The following is a 1,557-nucleotide window of genomic DNA, read 5'->3' on the forward strand; positions in this document are numbered from 1 at the left end:
AGAGACAGATGTATTGGTTTGCTTGCTGCTGCCGGTGTCCGATGCTGGGTAGGTGTGTTGGCGGTTGCCACGGTGCCGCCGGAGCGGTGGCGGCCCGGCGCGAAGCGCCGGGCCGCTGGAGTGGAGGCGGTGGCGGGGCAACCGCCCTTGACCCCGTAGAGGGGGTTTTCGACAGCCATCACTTCGCGCTCGCGATATTCGGACGGCTGGGTGCTGTGCGGGGTGTGGTGCTGGCTGGGTGGCGCACGGTCGTTCGATGGGGCTGGTTGTAGCTCAGTGTCCGTACGTTCCGGCTTCAGGGTGGATCGGGGTGTGGGGCTGAGAATTGCCTGAAATGGGTGGGCGTGTGTCGGGGGTCGGGGTTAGCCTGGGAGGAGTCGGCGGATTTGCCGCCCCTGGTCCACGGATGGGAGGTGCATGGCGGGTTCTCGCACTTTTGTGCGACACGTCATGCCCCTCTGAGGTTCCTTCGGGTTCTTCCTTTCCGTGACAGGTGGTGGTTCGGCTATGTCTGCGACTTCTGTTCTTCCTTCTCAAGGTATTGAGTCTTATTCGTCCGGGTCGTCGTGGGATCCGCAGGCGGATGTTCCGGTGCAGGTGCGTTGGGCGTCGGGGTTTCCGGGTGGCTGTGTGGCGTTGGAGCGTGCGCAGCGGCAGATTCGGGATATCGGGGCGTGTGAGCAGCCGATTTGGTTGCGGGGCCGGTCTTTGACGATCGCGCTGGCCACGGGTGAGGTGGTCGGGGAGTTCGCGAGTAAGGATGCTCCGTTCGGGGCGGTGCCGGTGCGGTGTATGAACCGGCGTGCCTCGCGCTGCGGCCCGTGCTCGAAGCTGTATCAGGGTGATGCGTTTCATCTGGCGTGGTCGGGGATGGCGGGTGGCAAGGGTGTGCCGGAGTCGGTGGCGGCCAATCCCCGGGTGTTCGCGACGTTCACGGCTCCGTCGTTCGGGCCGGTGCACCGGGCGTGTAAGAAGGGTGATGCCGGGGATCGGTGCCGGGCGCGTCGGGGCCGTCCTCGTTGTCCGCATGGTCGGGCGTTGTCGTGTCCGGCGCGGCATGATCCCGGGGACAAGGTCGTGGGGACTCCGTTGTGCCCGGCGTGCTATGACTACCCCGGTCACGTGCTGTTCAACGCTTTGGCGTCCAAGCTGTGGAAGGCGTTGACGGACACGCTGTATCACCGTATTGCCGCGCTGGGGGGTGTGCCCCGGCCCGAGGTGCGGCGGCTGGTGCGGGTGGAGTATGTGAAGGTCGCGGAGTTTCAGGCGCGCGGGGTGGTGCATTTCCACGTGGTCTTGCGCCTGGACGGTGCGGAGGGTGCGGGCTCTGCTCCTCCAATGTGGGCGACGGCGGAATTGTTGGCGGAGGCGGTGCGCTCGGCGGCGGCCGTGGTGTCGGTGGCGGCTCCGTCCTCGGCTGCGGTCGGGGATCGGGTGCTGCGGTTCGGCAGCCAGCTCGATGTTCAGCCGATCGAGGCGGCCGGGGCGGTGACGGATCGGAAGGTGTCGCGGTATCTGGCGAAGTACACGACCAAGAGCACGGAGGATGCGGGCGGG

1 protein-coding gene is annotated in these 1,557 nt (G+C 66.7%); it reads left to right on the top strand.

Annotated features, from left to right (window positions below):
* Window positions 1–507: 507 nt before the first annotated feature.
* Window positions 508–1,557: replication initiator (locus tag KGA66_RS31910; protein WP_369015989.1), on the top strand; the 1,050-nt coding region annotated here is incomplete at its 3' end.

The sequence above is a fragment of the Actinocrinis puniceicyclus genome, assembly GCF_018283645.1.
GTDB lineage: Bacteria > Actinomycetota > Actinomycetes > Streptomycetales > Catenulisporaceae > Actinocrinis > Actinocrinis puniceicyclus.